23 protein-coding genes and 1 other RNA gene are annotated in these 24375 nt (G+C 66.4%); 13 read left to right on the top strand and 11 right to left on the bottom strand.

The window, feature by feature from the left end; genetic code table 11:
• Window positions 1–40: 40 nt before the first annotated feature.
• The 3 genes from cysK to BHE75_RS14445 all read right to left on the bottom strand — a co-directional run bounded on the left by cysK (window position 41) and on the right by BHE75_RS14445 (window position 2779).
• Entirely contained in the window at window positions 41–961 is a 921-nt protein-coding gene (cysK, locus tag BHE75_RS14455; protein ID WP_070934296.1) for a cysteine synthase A, read from the bottom strand.
• A complete protein-coding gene (locus BHE75_RS14450) occupies window positions 958–2235 on the bottom strand; it encodes an MFS transporter (RefSeq protein WP_070934295.1) in 1278 nt (425 codons plus the stop codon). The genes cysK and BHE75_RS14450 overlap by 4 nt, the downstream gene beginning before the upstream one ends.
• Window positions 2236–2458: 223 nt before the next feature.
• Entirely contained in the window at window positions 2459–2779 is a 321-nt protein-coding gene (locus BHE75_RS14445; RefSeq protein ID WP_070934294.1) for a hypothetical protein, read from the bottom strand.
• 193 nt (window positions 2780–2972) lie between these two features.
• Here BHE75_RS14445 and BHE75_RS14440 point away from each other — a divergent pair, with 193 nt between their 5' ends.
• Window positions 2973–4619: a PAS domain-containing sensor histidine kinase gene (locus BHE75_RS14440; RefSeq protein WP_070935919.1), complete on the top strand. Its 1647-nt coding sequence runs from the start codon at window positions 2973–2975 to the stop codon at window positions 4617–4619.
• A gap of 112 nt (window positions 4620–4731) precedes the next feature.
• Here the strand turns inward: BHE75_RS14440 and BHE75_RS14435 are convergent, their stop codons facing one another.
• From BHE75_RS14435 to BHE75_RS14415, 5 genes are all read right to left on the bottom strand, one after another.
• Window positions 4732–5460 carry a PEPxxWA-CTERM sorting domain-containing protein gene (locus BHE75_RS14435; protein ID WP_254684458.1) on the bottom strand — a complete coding sequence of 243 codons (729 nt, stop codon included), beginning with the start codon at window positions 5458–5460 and terminating at the stop codon, window positions 4732–4734.
• Window positions 5461–5590: 130 nt separating this feature from the next.
• The gene (locus tag BHE75_RS14430) at window positions 5591–7105 is read right to left on the bottom strand and encodes an acetyl-CoA hydrolase/transferase family protein (protein WP_070935917.1); all 1515 of its coding nucleotides are present in this window, start codon (window positions 7103–7105) and stop codon (window positions 5591–5593) included.
• 254 nt (window positions 7106–7359) lie between these two features.
• Complete coding sequence (locus tag BHE75_RS14425; RefSeq protein WP_015457476.1) at window positions 7360–7830, bottom strand: Lrp/AsnC family transcriptional regulator; 471 nt, start codon at window positions 7828–7830, stop codon at window positions 7360–7362.
• Window positions 7827–8339, bottom strand: a complete 513-nt coding sequence (locus BHE75_RS14420) for an Lrp/AsnC family transcriptional regulator (RefSeq protein WP_015457475.1) — start codon at window positions 8337–8339, stop codon at window positions 7827–7829. The genes BHE75_RS14425 and BHE75_RS14420 overlap by 4 nt, the downstream gene beginning before the upstream one ends.
• A gap of 144 nt (window positions 8340–8483) precedes the next feature.
• Window positions 8484–10958 (bottom strand): TonB-dependent receptor, encoded by a 2475-nt coding sequence (locus BHE75_RS14415; RefSeq protein WP_254684457.1) that lies wholly within the window; start codon window positions 10956–10958, stop codon window positions 8484–8486.
• Between the two features lie 334 nt (window positions 10959–11292).
• Between BHE75_RS14415 and BHE75_RS14410 the strand changes: the two genes are divergently transcribed.
• Entirely contained in the window at window positions 11293–12294 is a 1002-nt protein-coding gene (locus tag BHE75_RS14410; protein ID WP_015457473.1) for an aromatic ring-hydroxylating oxygenase subunit alpha, read from the top strand.
• An 818-nt stretch (window positions 12295–13112) separates the two neighbouring features.
• Here the strand turns inward: BHE75_RS14410 and rpoH are convergent.
• Both rpoH and BHE75_RS14400 read right to left on the bottom strand, forming a co-directional pair.
• Window positions 13113–14021 (bottom strand): RNA polymerase sigma factor RpoH, encoded by a 909-nt coding sequence (gene rpoH / locus BHE75_RS14405; RefSeq protein WP_015457472.1) that lies wholly within the window; start codon window positions 14019–14021, stop codon window positions 13113–13115.
• 71 nt (window positions 14022–14092) lie between these two features.
• A complete protein-coding gene (locus tag BHE75_RS14400; protein ID WP_070934293.1) occupies window positions 14093–15049 on the bottom strand; it encodes an RluA family pseudouridine synthase in 957 nt (318 codons plus the stop codon).
• A gap of 17 nt (window positions 15050–15066) precedes the next feature.
• Between BHE75_RS14400 and BHE75_RS14395 the strand changes: the two genes are divergently transcribed.
• The 9 genes from BHE75_RS14395 (at window position 15067) to BHE75_RS14355 (ending at window position 23172) form a co-directional block, all read left to right on the top strand.
• A complete protein-coding gene (locus tag BHE75_RS14395) occupies window positions 15067–15477 on the top strand; it encodes a Mov34/MPN/PAD-1 family protein (RefSeq protein WP_070934292.1) in 411 nt (136 codons plus the stop codon).
• A 95-nt stretch (window positions 15478–15572) separates the two neighbouring features.
• On the top strand, window positions 15573–16202 hold the full coding sequence (locus BHE75_RS14390; RefSeq protein ID WP_015457469.1) for a histidine phosphotransferase family protein: 630 nt from the start codon (window positions 15573–15575) through the stop codon (window positions 16200–16202).
• 103 nt (window positions 16203–16305) lie between these two features.
• Window positions 16306–18684 carry a chemotaxis protein CheA gene (locus BHE75_RS14385; RefSeq protein ID WP_070934291.1) on the top strand — a complete coding sequence of 793 codons (2379 nt, stop codon included), beginning with the start codon at window positions 16306–16308 and terminating at the stop codon, window positions 18682–18684.
• A 3-nt stretch (window positions 18685–18687) separates the two neighbouring features.
• Window positions 18688–19122, top strand: coding sequence for a chemotaxis protein CheW (locus tag BHE75_RS14380; RefSeq protein WP_015457467.1), 435 nt, complete (start codon window positions 18688–18690; stop codon window positions 19120–19122).
• Window positions 19123–19200: 78 nt separating this feature from the next.
• Window positions 19201–19566, top strand: a complete 366-nt coding sequence (locus BHE75_RS14375) for a response regulator (protein ID WP_015457466.1) — start codon at window positions 19201–19203, stop codon at window positions 19564–19566.
• A gap of 78 nt (window positions 19567–19644) precedes the next feature.
• Complete coding sequence (gene cheB, locus BHE75_RS14370; RefSeq protein ID WP_015457465.1) at window positions 19645–20691, top strand: chemotaxis-specific protein-glutamate methyltransferase CheB; 1047 nt, start codon at window positions 19645–19647, stop codon at window positions 20689–20691.
• The gene (locus BHE75_RS14365; RefSeq protein ID WP_070934290.1) at window positions 20682–21497 is read left to right on the top strand and encodes a CheR family methyltransferase; all 816 of its coding nucleotides are present in this window, start codon (window positions 20682–20684) and stop codon (window positions 21495–21497) included. Before cheB ends, BHE75_RS14365 begins: the two co-directional genes overlap by 10 nt.
• Before the next feature lie 65 nt (window positions 21498–21562).
• Complete coding sequence (locus BHE75_RS14360) at window positions 21563–22480, top strand: DMT family transporter (RefSeq protein WP_070934289.1); 918 nt, start codon at window positions 21563–21565, stop codon at window positions 22478–22480.
• Entirely contained in the window at window positions 22480–23172 is a 693-nt protein-coding gene (locus BHE75_RS14355) for an N-acetylmuramoyl-L-alanine amidase (protein WP_070934288.1), read from the top strand. Before BHE75_RS14360 ends, BHE75_RS14355 begins: the two co-directional genes overlap by 1 nt.
• Before the next feature lie 3 nt (window positions 23173–23175).
• Here the strand turns inward: BHE75_RS14355 and BHE75_RS14350 are convergent, their stop codons facing one another.
• A complete protein-coding gene (locus BHE75_RS14350) occupies window positions 23176–23304 on the bottom strand; it encodes an entericidin A/B family lipoprotein (RefSeq protein ID WP_015457461.1) in 129 nt (42 codons plus the stop codon).
• Between the two features lie 96 nt (window positions 23305–23400).
• Between BHE75_RS14350 and rnpB the strand changes: the two genes are divergently transcribed.
• Both rnpB and BHE75_RS14340 read left to right on the top strand, forming a co-directional pair.
• Window positions 23401–23791: RNase P RNA component class A (gene rnpB / locus BHE75_RS14345), an RNA gene on the top strand.
• A 52-nt stretch (window positions 23792–23843) separates the two neighbouring features.
• A complete protein-coding gene (locus tag BHE75_RS14340) occupies window positions 23844–24374 on the top strand; it encodes a J domain-containing protein (protein ID WP_015457460.1) in 531 nt (176 codons plus the stop codon).
• Window position 24375 lies beyond the last annotated feature (1 nt).

Raw genomic sequence — 24375 nt, 5'->3', positions numbered from 1 at the left:
CGGTGGCGCCGCCCCGGTGCGCGCCGGGGCGGCGCAACCGTCATTCCGGCAGGAAATCGGGCACCGAGAGATAGCGTTCGCCCGTATCATAGTTGAAGCCGAGGATGCGGGTGCCGGGCGCCAGATCCGGCAGCTTCTGGGCGATGGCCGATAGCGTGGCGCCGGAGGATATGCCGACCAGCATCCCTTCCTCGCGCGCGGCGCGGCGCGCCCATTCCTTGGCGTCGGTCGGGTCGACCTGGATCACGCCGTCCAGAAGCTGGGTGTGCAGGTTGGCGGGGATGAAGCCCGCGCCGATCCCCTGGATGGCGTGCGGGCCGGGCTGGCCGCCGGAGATGACCGGCGAAAGCGTGGGCTCCACCGCGAACACCTTGAGGTTGGGCCAGCGTTCCTTCAGCACCTGCGCGCAGCCGGTGATGTGGCCCCCGGTGCCGACGCCGGTGATCAGCACGTCGATCGGCGTGTCGGCGAAGTCGCGATAAATCTCCTGCGCCGTCGTCTTCACATGGATGTCGATATTGGCGGGGTTTTCGAACTGCTGCGGCAGCCAGGCGCCCGGCGTCGATTCCACCAGCTCCAGCGCGCGTTCGATCGCGCCCTTCATGCCCTTTTCGCGCGGGGTGAGATCGAAGCTGGCGCCATAAGCCAGCATCAGCCGGCGCCGTTCCAGTGACATGGATTCGGGCATCACCAGGATCAGCTTGTAGCCCTTCACCGCCGCCACCAGCGCGAGGCCGATGCCGGTGTTGCCGCTGGTCGGCTCGATGATCGTGCCGCCGGGCTTCAGCCGGCCGGTGCGCTCGGCCTCTTCGATCATCGACAGCGCGATACGATCCTTGATCGATCCGCCGGGGTTGGATCGTTCGGATTTCACCCACACCTCGGCATCGCCGAACAGCCGGTTTATGCGGATGTGCGGCGTGTTGCCGATGGTTTCCAGGATATTGGCCGCCTTGGTCATATCGCTTTCTCCTGCACGGGTCGTTCTTCCATCGTTTCCGGGGTATCGAAGGTCCGCGCGCGGCGCAGTTCCGGGAACCAGCGCGCCCACAGCAATGTCACCGCGATCGCGCCGACCCCACCGGCGACCACCGCCGCCACCGGGCCGATCAGCGCGGCGAGGAAGCCGGATTCGGCCTCGCCCAGCTCGTTCGAACCCGAAATGAACAGGGTGGATACCGCGCCGACGCGGCCGCGCATCTCGTCCGGCGTGTAGAGCTGGATCAGCGACTGGCGGACATAGACGGAAAACATGTCCGCGGCGCCCAGCAGCGAAAGGCAGAACAGCGACAGCGGCAGCCAGCGCGAAAAGCCGAACACCACTGTCGCCGCGCCGAACACGGCGACCGCGCACAGCATCTTCACGCCTACATTGTAGCGCAACGGGCGGAAGGCGAAGAACAGGGCAACGGCCGCCGCCCCCACCGCCGGCGCCGCGCGCAGATGGCCGAGCCCCGCCGGGCCGACCGCCAACACGTCGCGCGCGAAGATCGGCAGCATGGCGGTGGCGCCGCCCAGCAGCACGGCGAACAGATCGAGCGAGATCGCCCCCAGCACCAGCCGGTTCTCCCGCACATAGCGCAGTCCGTCCACCATCTGCGCCCAGGGGTTGGCCCGCCCGTCCAGCGCGGTCCGCGCCACCGGCCGGATCACCATCAGCGCCAGGAAGGCGAGGGCGAACAGGCCGCCCGACGCGGCATAAGGCAGCCAGTGGCTATGGGCATAAAGATAGCCGCCCGCCGCCGGGCCGAGGATCGCGCCGGTCTGCCAGGCGATCGAGCTCAAGGCGATGGCGTTGGGCAGCACCGCGCGCGGCACCAGATTGGGGGCAAGCGCGCTCAGCGCGGGGCTTGCGAAGGCGCGCGCGACGCCCAGCAGGGCGGCGACCGCGAACAGGTGGAAAAGCGTGGTCGCGTCGTTCCAGGCCAGCAGGCCCAGCGTGGCGGCGCATCCGGCCTCCAGCAGCACCGCCGCGCGCGCGATCCAGCGCCGGTCGATCCGGTCCGCCGTCCAGCCCACGATCAGCGTGAGCGCCAGCAGCGGCACGAACTGGAACACGCCGATCAGGCCGAGCTGGAAGGCGGCTTCCTTGGTGGACATGGTGCGGCGGGCAATGTCGTAGACCTGCCAGCCGATCACCACGACCATGCTGTTCTGCGCCAGCGTGGTGGAAAGCCGGGCGAACCAGTAGGCACGGAAATCGCGGATGCGAAACGGATGAGGCGGACGATCCATGGCGGCCGTCTAAGCCCATCGGGCGGGGGCGGGCAATCCGCCTTTTTTCTATTGATGAGATAGTATTGATACCGATGAGCGGGCCGGCAAGGGAACCGGCCCGCTCGGGGTAGCCGCCCCAGGGGGGGAGGGGGCGGTCCATCAGACGGTGGGGGACTGTCCGTCTGAACGCGATATGGTGGTTCGGGCGGCTATTTCCACCCTGCCCATAGGGCTTCCCGCATCATATCTTGGTATGATCGGCGTTGATCCCGCGATCGCCCGCAAGCCATGCGGCGAACGGCGCGGCCATGGCATAGAGCAATGTGGCGGCCAGCATGCCGAGCAGCGGATCGCCCAGATAATCCGCGGTATAGGCCGCCGGGATCAGGGCCGCCGGAATGGAAAGGGCGACCGGGCTGGCCTTGCGCCATCCCTGCGGGCGCTTCGCCCGGCGCGGGCGCAGCCACATCGGGGCGGGGGTGGCGATGGCCGTGGCCCGCACCCGGCCGCCGATGGAGACGAGCGGTGCGCCTTCGGTGGTGTTGAGATCCAGAAACGCCATCGTCGCCTCCCTTGATTTGACGATGTGACAATGCCGGGAAGGCGCGCTCGGGAAAATTAGACGGGGGGTTGGCCCGATGCATCTTCAAGATGGCGGACCTCATACCTAGGTTTGATGCGCCGCAGCGTTTGCCGCTGGACGATGCGGACGTGGTTTGAGAAAATCGTGCAACACCCTTTCCGTGGAGGTCGCCATGGCCACCGTCATGACCCAGAAGAACGAAGCTCCGCCGCAGCCCGACCTCGCGGCGCTGCTCGATCTCAGCCATGACACCATCTTCATCCGCGACGGGGCGACCGGGGCGATATCCTACTGGAATGCGGGCGCGGCGCGCGTCTATGGCTGGGAGGCGGCCGATCTGGCGGCCCCCGGCGGTTACGGCCGCCTGCAATCGCGTTGCGATATCCCGGAGGAGACGGTTCTCGAGGAACTGGCCCGCACCGGCCACTGGCAGGGCGGCATCACCCGCACCGCGCGCGACGGCAGCGAGATCATCGTTTCCGCCCGCTGGGCAGCACGGCTGCGTCCCGACGGATTGATCGGCGAGATCGTGGAGACGGCGCGGGACGTGACGGTCAAGGCCGTGGCGGCGGAGGAATTGCGCCGCAGCGAATATCGTTACCAGAATATGTTCCGGGCGATGGCGGTATCCTTCTGGGAACTCGATTTTTCCGGGGTGAAGGGCCTGCTGCACGAATGGCGGGACATGGGCGTGGAGGATTTTTCCGCCTTCTTCGCCGCCGAACCCGATGCGGTGCGCCGGGTGATGGGCGCAACCCGCATCGTCGACGTGAACGAAAAGACCTTGCTGCTGTTCGGCGCCGCCGACCGGGCGGAACTAGGCGATACAGTGGAGCGCTTCTGGCCGCGCGACAGCGAGGCGGTGTTCGCCGCCAGCGTGGTGGCTGCCATCAGCGGCAAATCGAATTTCGAAGCCGAAACCAAGATGCTCACCGTCGACGGGCGCGAGGTGGAGATATTGTTCACCTGCAGCTTCCCGCCCGAATGCATGGGGCGCGGCAATGTGCTGGTCGGCGTGCTGGACATCAGCGGCCGCGTGCGGGCGCAGGAGGAGGTGCAGCGGGTGCAGGCGGAGCTGGCGCACGCGGCGCGCGTCGCCACGCTGGGCGAACTGGCGGCTTCGATCGCGCACGAGGTGAACCAGCCGCTCGCCGCCATCGTCAATTTCGGCGAGGCGGCGAAGCGCTGGCTGAACCGCCCGGAACCCGACATGGCCGAGGCCGCCGCCGCGATCGAGCGGATGATCGGGGACAGCCGCCGCGCTTCCGACATCATCGGCCGCATCCGCGCGATGGCGACCAAGTCTGTGCCCAAGCCCACCTTGTTCCATCCGTGCGAGGCGGTGAAGGAAGCCGTCCAGCTCGTGCGGCACGACATGCAGGCGCGCGGCGTGGCGCTCAGCATCGCCGAGGTGGAGGCGGTGCCCCGCGTGCGGGCCGACCGCATCCAGATACAGCAGGTGGCGGTGAACCTGATCGTCAACGCCGTGCAGGCGATGGCGCAGGTGCCCGAGGATCGCCGCGCGCTCGTGATCCGCACCGGGCTTGCCGGCGACAATATGGTTCGGATCGAGGTGCAGGATAGCGGGCCGGGGATCGATCCGGTGGTTGCCGACCGCCTTTTCACGGCCTTTGCCAGCACCAAGGACAGCGGCATGGGAATGGGCCTGTCGATCAGCCGCTCGATCGTGGAGGCGCATGGCGGCACCATCTGCGGCCGGGGCAACGAGGCCGCGCCGGGCGCAACCTTCTCCTTCACTCTGCCGGTCGCCGAAATGACGGCCGATGATGCGGCGGGAGCGTGCACGGCGGTGGCCTGAACGCGGACGGGGTGGAGATTCGGGATCGCCCATCAGCCCCGCGGTTAACGCGCCCGGCCAATGAAAATGGCCCGCCATTGCTGGCGAGCCATTTCCCCCTGTTTGTCAGATGTCAGGCGGCCGTGGGGATGACGTTCTTGCGGCCGTAGCGGATGGAAGCGCCGATCATGCCGAAGCCGAGGATCAGCATCAGCCAGGTGTGCGGTTCCGGCACGGCGTTGGAGCGGATGTCCACCGACGTGATCCGAATGATATAGTCGTCGAAATCTCCATCGGGGCTGCCGGCATCGTTGAAGCCGAAGAACAGCGAGCTGGAGATATATTCATCGCCGGTGTTCGACCCCACGCCATCGGGAACGAACAAGGCGACCGCCGGGCTGCCGAGGCCCGAGATCGAGTTGAACGAGATATTGCCGCTCAGGGGGCCATCCGACGCCTGGCTGTAGGTGATCAGCAGATCGCCCAGATCCCACGCATCATTGCCTTCGGGATAATTGGTGCCGTTGATTTCGACCCAATTATTGTCGCCGCTTTCGGCCGCGACACGGAAGACGGAGATGTTGACCGGTGCGCCGACCACGCCGATCGAATAGCCGAACGCCATTTTCGTGAGCGTCAGCCCGGCAAGATCGCTTGCGAAGTCATTGTCCGAGGGAACATCCGTGACACTGGTGATGCCACTGGCCACCAGAGCCGATTGAGCCGGCATTGCAAGTCCAAGAGCCGCGGCAGCCGCAGCGGCAACAACCAACATTCTGCGCATTACGCCCTCCTTCCATGTCATCCAGCGTAAATTACGCAAAGTGCGTGCCAGAATCTGATCTGTAATTGTTTCTGGCACTTGGAAGGGGTGCAGGTCATGGACCGATGCGGATATGTAAGGAGTCTCGACAGGATTCCGGACGATCTTCCATGTTGCGCCGCATCATTTGCATCGTGACTTGCGCAACATGGAAGATCATTTGTTCTTTTCAGGGGATCATCGATCCCGTCTCCACGTATCTTTGATGCCAGGAAAGGGATTCTGCCAGCAAATGAGGGGTTTGCTGGCCGAAGGAATGTTCACGGGCGCGGCGGTAATAATCGGCCAGGTGCGGGCGATAGCTGGGGTGCGCGCAGTTGGCGATGATCACGTCGGCGCGCTGCTTGGGGCTGAGCCCGCGAAGATCGGCGAGGCCCCGTTCGGTCACGATCACCGCCACGTCCTGGTTGATATGATCGACATGGCTCGCCATCGGCACGATCGCCGATATCTTGCCGCCCTTGGCGGTGGACGGCGTCATGAAGATCGACAGGAAGGCGTTGCGCGCGAAATCGCCGGAGCCGCCAATGCCGTTCTGGATGCGCGATCCCATGATGTGGGTGGAATTGACGTTGCCGTAGATATCGGCCTCGATCATCCCGTTCATGGCGATGCAGCCCAGGCGGCGGATCAATTCGGGATGGTTGCTGATCTCCTGCGGGCGGAGCAGCAGCCGGCCGCGCATCGAATCCATCCGGCCGTTGAGCGAGGCGGCGGCATCGGGCGAGAGCGAAAAGGCGGTGCCCGATGCGAAGCGCAGCTTGCCGCTGTCGAGCAGATCCAGCATGCCGTCCTGGATCACCTCGGTATAGGCGGTCAGCTCGTCGAACGGCCCGTCGATCAGCCCGGTCAGCACCGCATTGGCGATGTTGCCGACGCCCGATTGCAGCGGCAGCAGCCTGGCCGGCAGCCGGCCCATCTTCACTTCATGCACGAGGAATTCGAGGAGGTGGCCGGCGATGTTGCGCGCGGTCTCGTCCGGCGGGGTGAAGGGGGCGTTGCGATCCGGCGTGTCGGTGCGGACGATCGCGACGATCTTGTCGGGATCGCAGCGGAAATAGGGATCGCCGATCAGGTCGTCGGGCCGGACGAGCGGGATCGGCACGCGATTGGGCGGCAGCGCGGTGCCGTAATAGATGTCGTGCATCCCCTCGAGCGCGGGATTCTGCCACTCGTTCACCTCGAGGATGATCTTTTCCGCGCGATCCAGCCAGGTCTTGTTGTTGCCGATCGAGGAGGAAGGGATCAGCGACCCGTCCGGCCGGATGCCCGTTACCTCGATCACGGCGGTGTCGAGCGGCCCCAGAAAGCCCTGCCATGCCATCGGCGCCACCTGGCTCAGATGCATGTCGAAATATTCCATCTCGCCGCGATTGATCTTCTCGCGCGCGATGGGATCGGAATTATAGGGCAGGCGGAACTCGATGCCGTCGGCCTTGGCCAGCGCGCCGTCCAGCTCCGGCCCGGTCGAGGCGCCGGTCCATACCTTGACGCGGAAGGGATTGCCGGCGGCATGTTCGCGCTCGATCCGGGCAGCCAGCGCCAGCGGCACCGCCTTGGGATAGCCTGAACCGGTAAAGCCGCTCATCCCCACGCTGCTGCCGGATTCGATGAACGCGGCGGCGGCTTCCGCGTCCATGATCTTGGCCCGCAGGTGATCCGCCTGAATGCGGCTGTCCGTCATGATATCGATCCTTCCCGAGGCCCCGGGCCGGCCGGGCCGATCGAGCCCGGCCACGCGATCGGGGCCGCAACCATATGAACGGAGCCCGATGCGCGTTTCGACAGGGAAGGATGACCCGCCCCCGAAACGATCGGGCTCAGCGGATCGGCACCATAACGGCAGCGCCCGGATCGCGGAATTGCACGACTCGGGGCGCAAGGGCGGCGGGGTTAAGTTATTGCGCTTAACCTCGGGTGGTCATCGGGTGGCGCCGGTCAATCGACCAGCGCGCACCAGCGGAAATCATGCTTGATGAAATTCTGGCCCAGGCTGTAGCGCACGCGGCGCACGCCGGGGATGCGGTCGACAGTCTGGTGGAGGAAATCGGTCAGCTCGTTGCCGTTCTCCACCAGCGTCATCGCCAGCACGTCGGCCCGGCCGAGCATGGTGGCGACGAAGCCGATCTCCGGCACCTTGGCCAGCGCGGCCGCCATATCCTCTATGTCGCTGGCGGAATTGGCCTCGATCCAGAGATAGGCCAGGATCGGGTTGCGCAGCCGGCTGGTGTTGGTGATCGCGGCCACGCGGATCACGCGATTGTCGAACAGCCGCTTCAGGCGCGACCGGATCGTGCCCTCCGTCAGGCCCAGCTCGCGGCCGATCTCGCGGTTGGAAACCCGGGCGTCGATGCCCAGCCGCTCGATGATCTTGTGGTCGATTTCGTCGAGCGCGACGCCCTTGCTCATAGCGGTGCCCAATCCGGAGTATATTTCAGAACCTTGAGCGCGAGGCCGGGGACGATCTTCTCGACCCCCGGCACATGCGCGATCACGTGCGTCAATAGCCGATCGAGATCGGCGAGGTCGCGCGCGACCACCTGTGCCTCCACGTCATGTGTGCCGATCGAGACATTGACCGTCACGACCTCGTCAAGCTGGGCGAGATCGTGGCCGACATCGGCGGCGGAGCGGCCCTTCACCTGGATGCCCACGGCGGCCAGGCATTCGAAGCCCATCGCCGCGAGATCGCGCATCGCCACGACCCGCACGGAGTCGCTTTCCTCCAGCCGGCGCAGGCGCGTGCGCACCGTCGCCTCGTTGACGTCGACGATGCGGGCGAGGTCGCGGTTGGCGATCCGCCCGCTCTGGCGCAGCGTGGCGATGATCTTCTCGTCGATTTCATCGAGTTCATAGGTCGCGGCATCACCGCCGCCACGTCCGCGGCCGCCGCTGCGCGCCGTCGCATCCCTTGCCAAACCCTGACCCCCGGATAGTTGCTGGGCGGCGGGCCGAAGCCACGCCTTCGAAAGCGCGGATTCAGACAGGATTGAAACAGCGGTGTCAATGGCGTGCAAGCCGGCTTCCCCCAGCTTCGGGCCGGGGGAAGCCGCCCTTCCGGATCAGTCGCCCCAACGATAGGTGAGTGACAGGCCATACATCCTGGGATCGCCGTAGATCACCGAATCGAAGCCGATCTGGCTGTAGAGCGGGTAGCCGCCGGTGATGTATTTCTCGTTGGTCAGGTTGGTGACGAAGGCGGCGAGATCGAACTTGCTGCCGGCCACCTTGTTCCATTCGAGCCGGGCGTTGAGCATGTCATAGCCCGGGAAGCGGTTGAGCGGCGGCGGCGCCGCGAAGTCCGGTGAATTGGTGCCGGACTGATGGCTGAAATCCGCCTGCAGGGCGATCTCGCCGCCGTCGCTCAACGGATAGGCGTAACGGCCGCTGATATTATATTTCCATTTCGGCTGATACACCGCCTGGCGACCCTTGATCGCCGGCGTGAACGGCAGGGTGATGTCGCTGGCCGCATCCAGATAGGAGACGAAGCCCGAAAGCGTCAGCCCCTCGATCGGGACGACGACGGTTTCGAACTCGACGCCCTTGTTGGTCTGCTTGCCAAGGTTGCGGGCGACCGAGGCGATGCCGGTGGTGGCGATCGCGATCGGCACCGTCACCTGCACGTCCTTGAACTTGTCGTAGAAGAGCGAGAGGTTGGTGCGCAGCGGGAAGCCGACGTCCCAATCGGCCTTGATGCCGATTTCGTAATCGTCGACCTTTTCGGGCTGGAAGCTTTCCAGGTCCGGCGTCGGCGCCGGCAGGTTGAAGCCGCCCGACTTGAAGCCGCGCCGATAGGCGGCATAGAGCAGCACGCCATCGATCGGCTTCCACTGGACGGTGCCGTCATAGGTGGAAGCGCTGAACTTGGCCTTGTAGTTGATCGGGCAGCGGATCGTGCCGATGGGGTTATCCTCGGTGATCGTCTGCGGATCGACCAGCACGCACTCGCCGGTGGGCGTGCTGAACTGGGACAGCGACGCCTTACGCTTGTCCCACGTGCGGCGATAGCCGCCGCTCACCTGGATCGTATCGGTCACGTCGAATTCGCCATGGGCGAACAGCGCGTCGCTGGTGTCGGTATTGGTAACGGCGCGCGTGGTGAGCGACCCGAAGGTGTTGCTGGAGATTTTGGGATCAAAGGCAGGCTTCGACTTTTCGTGATAATAGCCGAGGATGTAGCGGAAGCGGTCGGCGATCGATCCCTGGACCTGGAATTCCTCGGTGAACTGATCCTGGCCGAACTGCCAGTCCTGCGTATATTCGTTGAACTGCGCGATCAGCGGCAGCACCGTGCCGTCATAATCATTGCCTTCGTCCGTGCGCTGGCCGCGATAGGCGATGATGTTCTTCAGCGTGATATTGTCGGTGACTTCCCAGGTCGTCTTGTTGGTGATGCCGAAATTCTGGGCGCGGTTGTAGTTCAACCCCTCATAGGCGACCTTGCGAATGCCCAGTTGCTGCTGCTGCTGGAGCACGCCGAGCACTGCGGGCGTCGGAGCAAAGCCGAAACCGCCACCCTGAAAGGCAGCCGCGAATGCGCCGAACGCGCCGCCCGGGGGGCAGCCGGGAAGGCTGGCGCTGGTGCAGGCGATGGGCACGAGCGTGCCGCTCTGGCCCAGATACATGGGGATTTTCGTGCCCGGCCCGAAATTTTCGTCGAAGATCGGCTGAAGAGCCGCCGGGATGACGTTGGGGCTGATCTGTGCGTCCGGATTGATCCCGCGCAGGATGGCGGAAGAGCCGCTGGCATCGCGGTTCGAATAGTCCGCGATCAGCAGGTTTTCGAGGCCCGGCGCCGGGCGCAGCAGCACCGATACGCGCATCGATTCGAAGGCGCGCCCGTCGAGCTTCTGGCCGCTCAGGATATTCTTGGTGAAGCCGTCGCGCCGTTCCACCTGGCCCGCGACGCGAACGCCGCCCAGATCGTTGCCGAAGGGCACGTTCACCACGCCTTCGAACCCGTAGCGATCATAATTGCCGACATTCACGCGGGCCAGGCCCTCGAAATTGTCGCTCGGCCGGTTCGGTTCGAACAGCACGGCGCCGCCGGTGGTGTTGCGGCCGAACAGCGTGCCCTGCGGGCCCTTCAGCACCTGCACGCTCTGCAGGTCGAAGAAGGTGCCCGGCCCCGCGACCGGGATCGGCACTTCGGCGAAATAGGTGGCGACCGAGGAGAAGTTGCGCTGGCCGGCGTTGATCACGCCCGGGCCCTGGCCGCGAATGTAGAACTGGGCTTCGTCGCGCTTCTGCGCGCCGATGTTCACGCCGGGCGCGACATCGCGAAGCTGCTCCACCGCCTGCACGCCCTTCTGGTCGAGCGCGTTGCCCGAAAGGGCGGTGATCGCCAGCGGAACTTCCTGCGCGGCTTCCTCGCGCCGGCGGGCGATGACGACGATGTCGCCAAAGGCCTCGGCATTGCTGACGCCGCTGCCCGCGGCGGGCGCCGCATCCTGGGCAAAGGCCGGGGCGGAGGCCGCCCCGATCATCGTCAGCAAGCTGGTGGACAGACAAAGGGCGTGCGTCAGGCTCCTCATAGGACTTCCTCCCCAAATCCTGCACGGACCGACTCTTCGGTTCCGCGATTACATTCCGCCCGGTGCTTTGTATCACCTGGACACAAAATGAATGTGCTTCAGCATGGATGATGCGCGTTTGCGTGGCAAGGCGAATTTTTCACTCCGCAATGCAACGATCGTCCGGGGTGGGCGACAGGTGATTTTGTCGCTAATTTCGATACATAATGGGCCGAAAATGGCCGTTTCGCGCCGACGCGCCGTTTCCGTTTCGCGCACTTTCGCCGTGACAAACTGAATGTGATTCACTATGAGTCGCTTAAACCGTTTCGGATATGCGTAGGAGAGGCGCGCGATGAACGAGATGACGACATTGGAGCGGATCCAGACGGGCGACGAGCTGGAACGCTGCCCGTTTCCGATCCCCCTGGGCTGGTTCGCCGTGGCGCTGTCCGAGGAGCTGAAGCCCGGCGGTATCGCCAACATCCATGTGTTCGGCCGCGAATGGGTGCTTTTCCGTGGGGAAGACGGAAAGGCCGGCCTCGCCGATCCCTATTGCCCGCATCTGGGCGCGCATATGGGCCATGGCGGCGAAGTGGTGGGCAACAATCTGCGCTGCCCCTTCCATCACTGGGAATATGACGCCGAAGGCTGGTGCAAGAAGATCCCCTACGCCAAGGTGATGCCCGGCATCGCGCGCAAGAAGCCGGTGCTGAAGACGCTGCCGATCGAGGAACGCTACGGCGTGATCTTCGCCTGGTATCATCCCAATGGCGATGAGCCCTATTTCGGTATTCCCGACGTGCCGGAGCTGGAAAGCGACGAATATATCCCGATGCGCCGCGGCGAATGGGATATCGGCACGATGATCCAGGAAATCGGCGAGAACGGCGTCGATTATCCCCACCTCAAATATCTGCACCACGCGCCGATCATCCCGCCGGGCACGGCCAAGGCGGAAGGGCATATCTTCCGCACCGATATCGGCGCCGGCTACATCATCGGCGAATCCCATGGGCCGGGCGTGGTCATCCAGCGCTTCACCAAGGATGGCGTGACGATGACGATGTTCGCCATGTCCACGCCGATCGATACGGAGATGACCAAGACGCGCATGGCCTTCACCTTCCGCAACTATCCGGAAGGATCGAAGGAACGCGCCATCGCCCAGCATCTCTACGAACATTCGATCGGTGCGGCCGATGGCGAGGATTCGGCCGGCTTCGAATCCGTCGACCTGATCGTGTGGGACAACAAGAAATATCGCCCGCAGCCGCTGCTGTGCGACGGCGACGGACCGATCCTGCTGTGGCGCAAGTGGTTCAGCCAGTTCTACGCCGAACCGATCGAAGCATAAGGGGAGGGGTGCGGCGGGTCGATCGCGGTCCGCCGTGCTCGCTTGGATAGGCGCTTAGCCAGCGGGTGGCGCCGGGCGATCGGAACCGATGCCGGTTGGAATGGCCGATGGCGGGCAGGCCTGACACGCCGGCAAGGCGGGCATGGCCTTGCGCACAGGCTTGATCGTCACCCCGGACGTGTTCTGGGGGCCACCATGCCGCAGGCATTGGCGTTGGCGATCGAACGGCCCGCCTTGTGGCTACATTCCCGTCAGCCGCTTTAAGGGCGCATTGTATGTCGGCGTAATGTCCCATCTTCTGCGCCGTATCGCCCAATATCTCGCGATCCTGCACAAAAAGCGGATCAAGGGCTGGCGGAGGGTGAAAACAGAATTTGATCGAGCGGGACGATCCGTCATGACATGTATGGCGGTGCGTTCGGGCTTGAGCCGCTGATGGTGGCGCCTGCTTGACGGTGGACCCCGGAACAAGTCCGGGGTGACGATGGGGGGTGTTGTCCGCAACTCCTCGCCAAATCGGCTGCGCTGATCGTTTGCGTGATGTCTGAAACCGACGTTGATTTATGTCCTGATCTATCGGGGCAATAGACAATCGGCCCTGATGGTTTGATCCCTGCGCCTCTGATGCTCATCTAATTTGAGTAGCCCGCGCTCCGAGGCTCGAAAGTCGCCAATTTAACTGTGCCGTCTTCGGTCCCCGAATGTGGATTGATCCCAACCGCACCGGTCCCGAGCGGTGCCGCCGGATATGAAAAGGGCGCGCCCGGCCTGGTTGCCGGGCGCGCCCGTTTTCCTTGGTGGCGTGCCTTCGCGGTGGTTCAGGCCAGCGAGGGCAGCAGGCGCTTTTCGCCGGCGATGCGCATCATCGCCTTCTGCAGCTTGTCGAACGCGCGTACCTCGATCTGGCGGACGCGTTCGCGGCTGACGCCGTAGACCTGGCTCAGTTCCTCCAGCGTCTTCGGATCGTCGGACAGGCGACGCTCGGCGAGAATATGCTTCTCACGATCGTTCAGCGCGTCCATCGCCTCGACCAGCATATTGTGGCGGACGTCGCGCTCCTCCGCATCGGCGATGCGCTCGTCTTGCAGAGGATCTTCGTCGACCAGCCAATCCTGCCACTGGCCGTCGCCATCCTCGCGCATCGAGACGTTGAGCGACGTATCGCCCCCCATCGCCATGCGACGGTTCATGCTCGTCACCTCTTCCTCGGTCACGCCGAGGTCGGTGGCAATCTTGGCGAGATCCTCAGGGCGAAGATCGCCGTCCTCGAAGGCATCGAGCTTGGACTTCATCCGGCGAAGGTTGAAGAACAGCTTCTTCTGCGCGGCGGTGGTGCCGAGCTTCACCAGGCTCCACGACCGCAGGATATATTCCTGGATCGAGGCGCGGATCCACCACATCGCATAGGTGGCCAGGCGGAAGCCGCGATCGGGCTCGAACTTCTTAACGCCCTGCATCAGGCCGATATTGCCTTCGGAGATCAGCTCCGACGTGGGCAGGCCATAACCGCGATAGCCCATCGCGATCTTGGCGACCAGCCGCAGGTGCGAGGTCACGAGCCGCGTCGCCGCTTCAGGATCGCCATGCTCCTGATAGCGCTTCGCCAGCATATATTCCTCCTCGGGGGCGAGGAGGGGAAATTTCCGGATCTCGGCGAGATAGCGGTTGAGGCCAGCCTCTCCGCCGAGCGCGGGAATCGTCGCAGGGACGTTCTTGCCGCTTGCCATGATCTACTTCACTCCCTGGTCCAGATGGACCGACTGATGGGCCGAATCTTTCCGTGCCCGATTGAAACCTTTCATAGCGCAAGCTCGATTAACAGGGCCTGCATGTCAGCCGGGATCATACTGTCGAACGCAAGGTGGGCGCCACTATACGGGTGTATGAACCCGAGATGGGCGGCGTGCAGTGCCTGGCGCGCAAAATTCAAACGATTGAGCAGGCTGCGATGTTCCGGCCGCGTGCGGCCGTAGACCGGGTCGCCGATCAGCGCGTGGCCGATCGACGCCATGTGCACGCGCACCTGATGCGTTCGCCCGGTTTCCAGCCGGCATTCCACCAGCGCCGCGCTCTTTAGCGCCTGAATCAGGCGATAATGCGTCACGGCCCTCTTGCCGCGCCCGTCGCCCACGATCGCCATCTTCTTGCGGTTGGTGGCGGATCGGGCGATCGGCCCGTCCACCGTGCCCGACGTCGGATGGGGCAGGCCGGCGACGATCGCGCGGTAACGGCGATCGATGCTGTGCGCGGCGAACTGCCTGGCCAGCCCCTCATGCGCGAGATCGGTCTTGGCCGCCACCATCAGGCCCGACGTGTCCTTGTCGATCCGGTGGACGATTCCCGGCCGCGCCACGCCGCCAATGCCGGAAAGGCTGCCGCCGCAATGGTGGAGCAGGGCGTTGACGAGCGTGCCGTCCAGATTGCCGGCGGCGGGATGGACGACCAGCCCGGCCGGCTTGTCCACCACGATCAGATGCTCGTCCTCATAGGCGATATCGAGGGGAATATCCTGCGCCTCGTTCTCCAAGGCCACCGGCGGCGGCACGGAGACGTCGTAGGCGCTGCCCGGCGCCACCTTGGTCGCGGGATCGTTCGCCGGCGCGCCATCGGCGCGGCGGACACGCCCGTCGGCGATCAGGCCCTTCAGCCTTTCGCGGGAAAATTCGGGGAGCGCGGCCGCCAGGGCTTTGTCCAGCCGCCATCCCCCGGCTTCCGCCGGCACGATCGCGCGCAATGTCGACACCCCCGCATCCATCGCCTAGCGATGTGGCGATGAAGATCGCGATTGCAAGGCGCCTGCTCGCCCAAATTATCGATCATGCGGCGGTGGACCCGGAAAAGGAGGTGTGCGGCCTGCTGTTCGGCGATGGGACGGAGATAGCGGCCGCCCGCCCTGCGGCGAACGTCCATCCCGATCCGGCTTCCTTCTTCGAGGTCGATCCCGTGGCGCTGTTCGCCGCGCTCCGAGGGGAACGAGCAGGGGGCGAGCGGCCGATCGGCCATTATCATTCGCATCCGCGCGGCCCCGCATTTCCTTCGGTTGAGGATGCCGCCGCCGCCGATCCTTCGGCCGATCGCCTGTGGCTGATCGTCGCCGGGGGCGAGGCGGCCTGTTTCCGCGCGCATCGCGGCGGCGAAATCCACGATTGTTTTGATCGCGTTACGCTATCGGTCCATGACTGATCCGATGCCGGGGCGCGGCCAGACGTGGCTTGCCCGCTTGCGTTCGCTGGCGTCAGCCTCCAAAACGGCCTCCTCATTCGGGGACCATCCTTTTCATGACGAATGCTGTCGATTTTTCGAGCCTGCTCTGTTCCCGCCTGTGCCATGACTTGCTGAGCCCGGTCGGCGCGCTGAACAACGGCATCGAGCTGCTGGCCGACGAGACCGACCCCGAGATGCGCGCCCGCTGCATCGAGCTGCTGGCCGAAAGCGCCCGCGCGTCCGCCAACAAGCTGAAATTCTTCCGCCTCGCTTTCGGCGCCGCCGGCGGCTTCGCCGATCAGGTCGACACGCGCGAGGCGCGCGCCGCGATCGAGGGGCTGTTCGGCCAGGACGGCAAGATTTTGCTGGGCTGGATGGTGGCCGAACCGTCGCTGAACAAGACGGCGATCAAGATCCTGCTGAACCTCGCGCTGATCGCGGGCGACGCGCTGGTGCGCGGTGGCCGGCTGGACGTGGGCGCCGAAGGATCGGAAATCGTGATCCGCGCCGAAGGCCCGCGCCTGGTGCTGGATTCCGAGCTGCGCGATGCGCTGCTGGGCTGGACCAGCGAGGATGCGCTGAGCCCGCGCGCGGCGGCCGCCTGGCTTGTCCACCAGCTTGCCAAGGATGTCGGCGGATCGGTGCAGGTTTCCGAGCCGGAGGAAGGCGTGCTGATGTTCGGGGCGACGCTGCCCCGGCCCTGACCGGCGGGGTGCTGGCCCCGGCCGAAAACGGCCGCAGGGTAAACCCCTTTTTCACCAGTGGCATGGCAGATGGCTGCTTCCGGATTTCGGACGGAAGGGCTCGATGGACGATCTGCTGCAGGAATTCCTGGCCGAAACGCGCGAGATGCTGGCGGCGATATCGGGCGAGATCATCGCCTGGGAGACCGAGCCCGGCGATCGCGCGCGGCTCGATTCGATCTTCCGATTCGTCCACACGGTGAAGGGAAGCTGCGGCTTCCTCGATCTTCCCCGCCTCGAACGGCTGAGCCATGCCGCCGAGGAGGCGCTCGCCTCGGTGCGCGGCGGCGAGCGCCAGGCGGACGTGCCGCTGGTGAACGCCGTGCTGGCGATCATCGACCGCATCGGCGAGCTGACCGACGCGATCGAGGCGGGCGAGAGCCTGCCCGAAGAGGACGACCGCCGGCTGCTCGCGGCGCTGGCGCCCACATTCTCGGCAAGCGGTGCGGCCGAAGCCGCCAGGGCCAGCCAGGCCGCGCCCAGCATCGCGCAGCCCGGCTCCGGGGCGCCGATTCGCACGGTTTCGCGCAGCATCCGCCTGCCGATCGACCTGCTGGACAGGATGATGGGCGGCGTTTCCGACATGGTGCTCGCCCGCAACGAGCTGGCCCGCAAGCTGCGCGATTCGATGGCGGACGGCGCGGTCGAGGCCGCGTTCGAGCGGCTTTCGCTTTGCGTGGCGGAAATGCGCGACGCGATCACCCGCACGCGCATGCAGCGCATCGACCATATCTTCTCGGCGCTGCCGCGCATGGTCCGCGATCTTTCGGCGGAGCTTGGCAAGGCGGTGGCGCTGGAGATCGACGGCGGCGATGTCGAACTGGATCGCGAGATGATCGAGATGATCCGCGATCCGCTTACCCACATCATCCGCAACGCGATCGACCATGGCATAGAGCCGCCCGAGGATCGCCGCATCGCCGGCAAGCCCGCCGCCGGCCGCCTTTCGGTTTCGGCGCGGCAGGCCGGCAACCAGATATTGATCGAGGTGATGGACGACGGCCGCGGCATCGACGGCGACCGCCTTGTCGCCAGGGCGATCGCGGCGGGCGTGCTGGCGCCGGAACGCGCCGAATCGCTGAACTGGGCGCAGAAGCTGGCGCTGGTGTTCGAACCCGGCCTTTCCACCGCCAACGCGGTCAGCGCGATTTCCGGGCGCGGCGTGGGCATGGATGTGGTGCGTTCCAATGTCGAGCGGATCGGCGGGCTGGTCGATATCGAAAGCCGCCCCTCGCAGGGCCTGCGGCTCACGCTTCGGGTGCCGCTCACCCTCACCATCATCCCCGCGCTCACCGTCAGCGCCGCCGGCCAGACCTTCGCCATCCCGCGTTCCGCGATCGAGGAGATCGTTCGCGCGTCCGGCGACGGCGTCCGGCTGGAGCCGATGGGCGGCGTGCATATCGCCGCCATTCGCGGACGGCGGATGCCGGTGGTGCCGCTGGGCGCACTGACCCGTGGGCCGGGCCGTCCGGCCGCGTCGCCCACGCTGGTGGTGCTGCGGCCGGCCGGCGGCGCGCTTTTCGCGCTATCCGTCGATGCGGTGCACGATCATGAGGAACTGGTGGTGAAGCCGGCCGCGCCCGCGGTGATGGCGACCGGCATCTATGCGGGCACGACGCTGCCCGATAACGGCCGGCCGATGCTGCTGCTCGATCCCGCCGGCATCGCCGTCGTCTCCGGCGTCGCCAGCCAGCCGATCGCGCAGAGCGAGCCGGAGGCCGCGGCCGAGGAGGAGACGCCCCTGGTCCAGACCCTGCTGTTCCAGGACAGCGACGGCGTGGAGCGCGCCATCCGCCTTTCGGTGGTGGAACGGATCGAGGAAGTGCCGGCCAGCGCGGCGCGCTTCAGCGCCGGCCGCCTGCGCATCGCCCATAACGACCAGCTTCTGCCGCTGCTCGGCCATGCCGATCCGGCGGAACGGACGCGGCTGCGCGTGCTGCGGATCAGCGATGGGGAAACCCAGCTCGCTTACATGNTCGACGAGGTGATCGATATCGTCGCCCTGCCGCCGCTCGCTGACAGTGCGCTCCGGCCCGGCCCGGTGGCGGGCGTGGTGATGGTGGACGGCCGGCAGGTCGAACTGCTCGATCCGCACTGGCTGCTGGCCGATGCCGCCGGCGGGCTTCCGGCCCCGGCCGCGCGGCCGACCTGCCTGCTCGTGGCCGCCGAGGATCGCTGGACCNCGGAGATATTNCGCCCCCTCGTCGAGGCGGCCGGCTATCGCGTCGTCGTCGGGCGCGGTCCGGCCGATATGCGTCCCGACATCATCATCGACAGCGGCGGGGGNGGGGAGCCCACCGGCGGCGAGGCCAGCGGCGGCGTTCCGGTCGTGCGGCTGCGCGCGGCGCCGGCACCGGCGAACGGCAATGACGACAGCATCTACCGCTACGACCGCGTCGGCCTGCTCGCCGCGCTGGATGGCGTCGCGGCGGTGAGGAGGTAGGGCATGGAGGCGCTTCACCTGATCGTCGGCATCGCCGGCCAACGCGTGGCGCTGGCGGCAAGGCATGTCGAATCGGTGGTCGAAATCGATTCGGTCACGCCGGTGCCGCTCGTCGTCCCGCACATCGCGGGGCTCGCGGCGCTGCGCAGCCGCGTGCTCACCATCGTCGATACGCTCGCCGCGCTCGACCTTGGCCGGATGGATCTGGATGACGTCATGCAGGCGGTGATCGTCACTATCGACGGCCATCTCTACGGCTTGCTCGTGGAGGAGGTGGAGGACGTGATCTCGCTCGCCGACGCGCCGTCGCCGGTATGCGCGGTGCTGGAGCCGGGCTGGTCGCGCGTCGCCTCCGGCATGGTCGAGATCGACGGCGATGCCCTGCTGCTGATCGATCCCGCCGCCCTGGTGGCGGGGCCGGGGGCGATGGCGGCCTGAAGGAAAGGCGTTAACCCGCCGCTTACCGAAGCGGGATAGGTCGGTTGGGCCATTTCTGGCGCGAGGACGGGAAAACTGATGAAGACATGTCTGGTGGTCGATGACTCGAAGGTCATCCGCAAGGTTGCGCGCCACATCCTCGAAACGCTGGAATTCAACGTCGCCGAAGCCGGCGACGGCCGCGAGGCGCTGGCTTACTGCCAGGAAACGCCCCCGGACGTGGTGCTGCTCGATTGGAACATGCCGGTGATGAGCGGGATGGAATTTCTCCGCGCGCTGGGCACGAGCGGCGTGGCCCGGCGGCCGAAGATCGTGTTCTGCACCACGGAAAACGGCGTCGGCCATATCCGCGCCGCGATCGAGGCGGGGGCCGACGAATATGTGATGAAGCCGTTCGATCGCGAGACGCTGGAAAGCAAGCTCCAGATCGTCGGCCTCGCCTGATCGGCGCCGGCCGTGCTCGCGCACCTGCCATCCAGCAACGGCACGCCGATATCGCCGGGGGACCGGCGGATAAGGCTGATGATCGTCGACGATTCGATCGTCGCGCGCACCGTCATCTCCCGTATCCTCGAAGGGCATGAGGCCTTCGACGTGGTGGCGACGGCGGGGCATGCCGGCGAGGCGCTGGCGCTGCTCGATCAGGTGCGGGTGGATATCATCCTGCTCGATGTCGAAATGCCGGGGATGGACGGGCTGACGGCGCTGCCCGATCTGCTCGCCCGCAGCCACGGCGCGCGCGTGCTGATCGTCTCCTCGGCGGCGGCGGACGGGGCGGCTGCCACCATCCGCGCCCTCACGCTCGGCGCGGCGGATACGCTGCTGAAGCCGGGGGCGGGCAATTTCGCGGGCCGCTTCGCCGCCACCCTGATCGAACGCCTCCTTCGCATCGGCCATGCCCGGCCCGATCCGTTCGGGGCCGTGCCGGCCATGCCTGAGCCGGCGGAGCCGCGGATCGCGGCGGAAACGGCGCCCGGCAACGCACCCATCGCCTGCCTTGCCATCGGCGCCTCCACCGGCGGGCTCCACGCGCTTGCGGACTTCTTCCAGGAGCTTCCGGCCGATTTCTCCGCGCCGATCCTCATCACCCAGCATCTGCCGCCGGTGTTCATGCCCTATTTCGCCTCCCAGCTGACGGAGATGGCGGGGCGCCGCGCGCAGGTGGCCAGGGACGGCATGAAGCTGCGGCCCGGCGAACTGCTGGTGGCGCCGGGCGACGGGCATCTCGGCCTCGTCCGCATCGGCTCCAACGTCCAGGTGTGGATCGATCGCAATCCCGCGCCCAGCGGCTGCCTGCCCTCGGTCGACCCGATGTTCGCCGCAATCGCCGCGATCTACGGATCGGCGGCCGTGGCGGTCGTGCTGACCGGTATGGGCCGCGACGGATTGATTGGCGCGCACAATGTCGCGTCCGCCGGCGGCGAGGTGCTGGCGCAGGATTCGCGCACCTCGGTCGTCTGGGGCATGCCGGGCGCCGTCGCGCGTGCCGGGCTAGCCGCCGCCGTGCTTCCGCCCGCCGCCATCGCGCGGCGGGTCGCCCAGCGCAGCGGTGCCGCGCGATGGAACTGAGCCCCGTCGCCCGGCGCGCCTTCGCCGGCCTGCTCAAGGCACGCACCGGCCAGGAACTTTCCGCCAGCCGCCACTGGCGGATCGAGACGGCGCTGAAGCCGCTGCTCAAGGACCGGGAATTCCCCTCGCTCGATTCGCTGGCGGCGGGCCTCGCCAATCCCGCCGATCGCAATCTGGCCGAAGCCGTGGTGGAAGCCCTGCTCAACCACGAAACCTTCTTCTTCCGCGATCAGGCGGCCTTCACCCAGTTGATGGCCGGCCCGATCGATGCGCTTGCGGCGGCACGCGCGGCGCGGCGGCGGCTCAGCATCTGGTGCGCGGGCTGCTCCAGCGGGCAGGAAGCCTATTCGCTGGCCATGGCCTTTGCCGAACAGGGCGATCGCTGGAACGGCTGGACGATCGACATATTCGGCACCGATATCTCCGCCGGCGTGATCGGCCGCGCATCGGAAGGCTCATTCACCCAGTTCGAAATCCAGCGCGGCCTGCCGATCCGGCAGATGATGCGCTGGTTCGCGCCCGAAGGGGAGAATTGGCGGGCGACGCCGGAACTACGCCGGATGGTGCGCTTCGACCGGCACAATCTGCTCGATGCGCCGCCGGTGGCGAATGTCGATCTCATCCTCTGCCGCAACGTGCTGCTCTATTTCGGGGCGGAGGAGCGGGTGCGCGTGTTCGACGGCCTCGCCGCCGCGATCGCATCCGATGGCTTCCTGATGCTGGGGGCGGGGGAGACGGTGCTGGGCAGCACCATCCGTTTCGATCCGGATTTCGTCCATCGCGGGCTTTATCGCCCGGTGGCGTGATCCATGGCCCGATCGGCGCATGGCAAGGATTCCAAGCGCGGCGAAACCGGCCTAGTGGCAGAGCCATGACGATCGAGAAGACGGCCCGGCTTTCTCCGCGCGACCTGCTGGTGGCGCTGCTCATCAACGTTACCTGGGGGCTCAACATCATCGCCGTGAAGATGGCGGTGATGGCCACGGCGCCCTTTACGGCCGGCGCGCTCCGCCAGCTCATCGTGCTGCTGCTCTGCCTTCCCTTCTTCCGCTGGGTGCCGGGGCGGATGGTGCCGCTCGCCTGGCTCGCGGCGCTCAACGGCGCGATCTACCTGATCTTCGTCAATGTCGCGCTGGAGGCGGCCGACAATGTCAGCGCGCTGGCCATCGCCGGCCAGCTCGGCGTGCCTTTCTCCCTGCTGCTGGGCATCGCCTTTCTCGGCGAAAGGATCGCGCTGCCCCGCATGTTCGGCATCCTGCTGGCTTTCGGGGGCGTGGTGGTGCTGGTGTTCGATCCGGGCGTGTTCCGCGAACTGCCCGGCCTCGTGCTGATGGCGACGGGCACTTTCACCTGGTCGGTCGGCGCGCTGCTCCAGCGCAAGCTCGCGGACGTGCCGGCGCTCACCATCTATGCGTGGATCGGGCTGGGCGGCGTGGTGGGCCTGTTGCCGATCGCGCTCTGGGCGGAGCCGGGGGCGATGGCGGCGCTGCCCGACCTGCCGTTGCGCAGCCTCGGCTGGCTGGTCTTTTCCGCCGTCGGCTCCACCCTGATCGGGCAGGGCGGCATGGCCTGGCTGCTCCAGCGCCACCCGATCTCCACCGTGCTGCCGCTCACGCTCGCCGCGCCGGTGATCGCGGTCTGCGCTTCTTCCTATTTCTTCGGCACGGTGTTGACGGCGCCGATGATCGCGGGGGGATTGCTCACCCTCACTGGGGTCGTCATCATTACGCTGCGCAGCGCGCGTGCCGGCCCGGCCCCACGGCCGGCGGATATCAGCAAGGCCCCCTGATGGACGAGATTATCGATTGCCCGTCGCCCAACCATGACGCGCGGGCGCTGCCCGTATCGATCCTGGTGCTGCACTATACCGGCATGGTCGACGCGGCATCGGCGATCGACTGGCTGACGCGCCCCGAATCCAAGGTATCCTCGCATTATGTGGTCACGGAGGACGGGCAGGTGCTGCGGCTGGTGGATGAAGGCCGCCGCGCCTGGCATGCCGGCCGATCGCACTGGCGGGGCATCACCGACGTGAACTCGGCCAGCATCGGGATCGAGATCGTCAACCCCGGCCATGAATATGGCTACCGACCGTTCCCGGCGGAACAGATGGCGGCGCTGCTGCCGCTGGTCGCCGATATCATCGGCCGGCATGGCATCCAGCGGCCCAATGTCGTCGGCCATTCGGATATCGCGCCCACCCGCAAGCTCGATCCCGGCGAGCTGTTCGACTGGGAACTGCTCGCCCGCCACCGTCTCGCGCTGGCCCGCCCGCGCGAAGGGCTGGCCGATCCGCACTGGACGCCGGGCGGCTTCCTGCTCGCGCTGGAACGGTTCGGCTATGACGTCAGCGACGGGCCGGCGGCGGTGCGGGCCTTCCAGCGGCGCTTCCGCCCCGAGCTGATCGACGGCATCGCCGATGGCGAGACCCGGGCGATCCTGCTCTCGCTGCTGCTGGATCGCGAGCGCGGCCGCGAATAGGCGTTACTTCGCGGCCTTTTCCACCGTCTTGCCGACGGACTGCACGTCGCGGCCCATGCCTTCCACGGTGTTGCAGGCGGCGAGGCCCAGGCAGGCCAGCAGGATCAGCGCGCGCGTCGTCGTCTTCGACAAGGAAGGTCTCCATATTCGGTCGTGCGGCTTCTTATACCGGCGGCGGCCGGCCGGACAATCTTGCTCTTGGGCCGGTTCCTGCTATCGGTCGCGGCGCCAGAGGGCCGGGCGGCCGCCGGTCTCCGTTCGCGGAGGCGGGAGGAAAGTCCGGGCTCCAAGAAGCAGCGGTGCCGGGTAACGCCCGGCGGCCCCGGCGAAGGTCGGGGTCAGGGAAAGTGCCACAGAAAGCATACCGCCCGGCTGGCCCATCCGTGGGCTCCGGGTAAGGGCGAAAGGGTGCGGTAAGAGCGCACCGCGGGCCGGGCAACCGGAACGGCATGGCAAACCCCACCGGGAGCAAGACCGAATAGGGACGGCATATGGGCTCGCTTCGCCCCGTCGTCCGGGTTGGTTGCTTGAGGCCGCGGGCAACCGCGGTCCTAGAGGAATGGTCGCCCATCCGGCTTCGGCCGGTGGACAGAACCCGGCTTACAGGCCCTCTGGCGATTTCCTGCACTTCGGCCATGGATCGTTCACGCGGCCCGCACTAAATGGAGCGGATGGCGCGTTCCTCCCGATCCTATGACTGGGGCTTTCCCCGCTGGCGTGGCTATGGCAGCGAACGCGGCGCCTCGACCGTGCGCATGTGCGATCGCGAGGGCTGCGACCAGCCCGGCGACAGGCCCGCGCCCAAATCCCCCAACAGCCCGGAGCGCTGGTATTTCTGCGAGCAGCACGCCGCCGAATACAACCGTAACTGGAACTATTTCGAAGGGCTGAACGCGGAGGAGGCGGCCGAGCGCGAGGCGCGCGAGCGGCGCGAGGCATCGGGCTATGCCGATTCGAAGCATTATGGCTGGGGCGGCCCCGGCGACGGCACCCGATCGCGCGACGAAATGCGCGCGCTTGCCGTGCTGGAGCTGGAATCGGATGCCGATTTCGATGAGATCAAGGCCGCCTGGCGCCGGCTGGCCAAGGCCAATCATCCCGATGTGAAGCCCAACGACGCGGCCGCCGCCGCCCGCTTCCAATCGATCCAGGCCGCGTTCGAGGTGCTGCGCAAGGCAGAGGAACGGCGGACGGCGGCATGAG

Origin of the sequence: Edaphosphingomonas haloaromaticamans (genome assembly GCF_001853345.1) — a bacterium.
GTDB classification, from domain to species: domain Bacteria; phylum Pseudomonadota; class Alphaproteobacteria; order Sphingomonadales; family Sphingomonadaceae; genus Sphingomonas_E; species Sphingomonas_E fennica.
The sequence above is the reverse complement of the archived record's forward strand: the minus strand, read 5'-3'. Positions and strand labels throughout refer to the sequence as shown.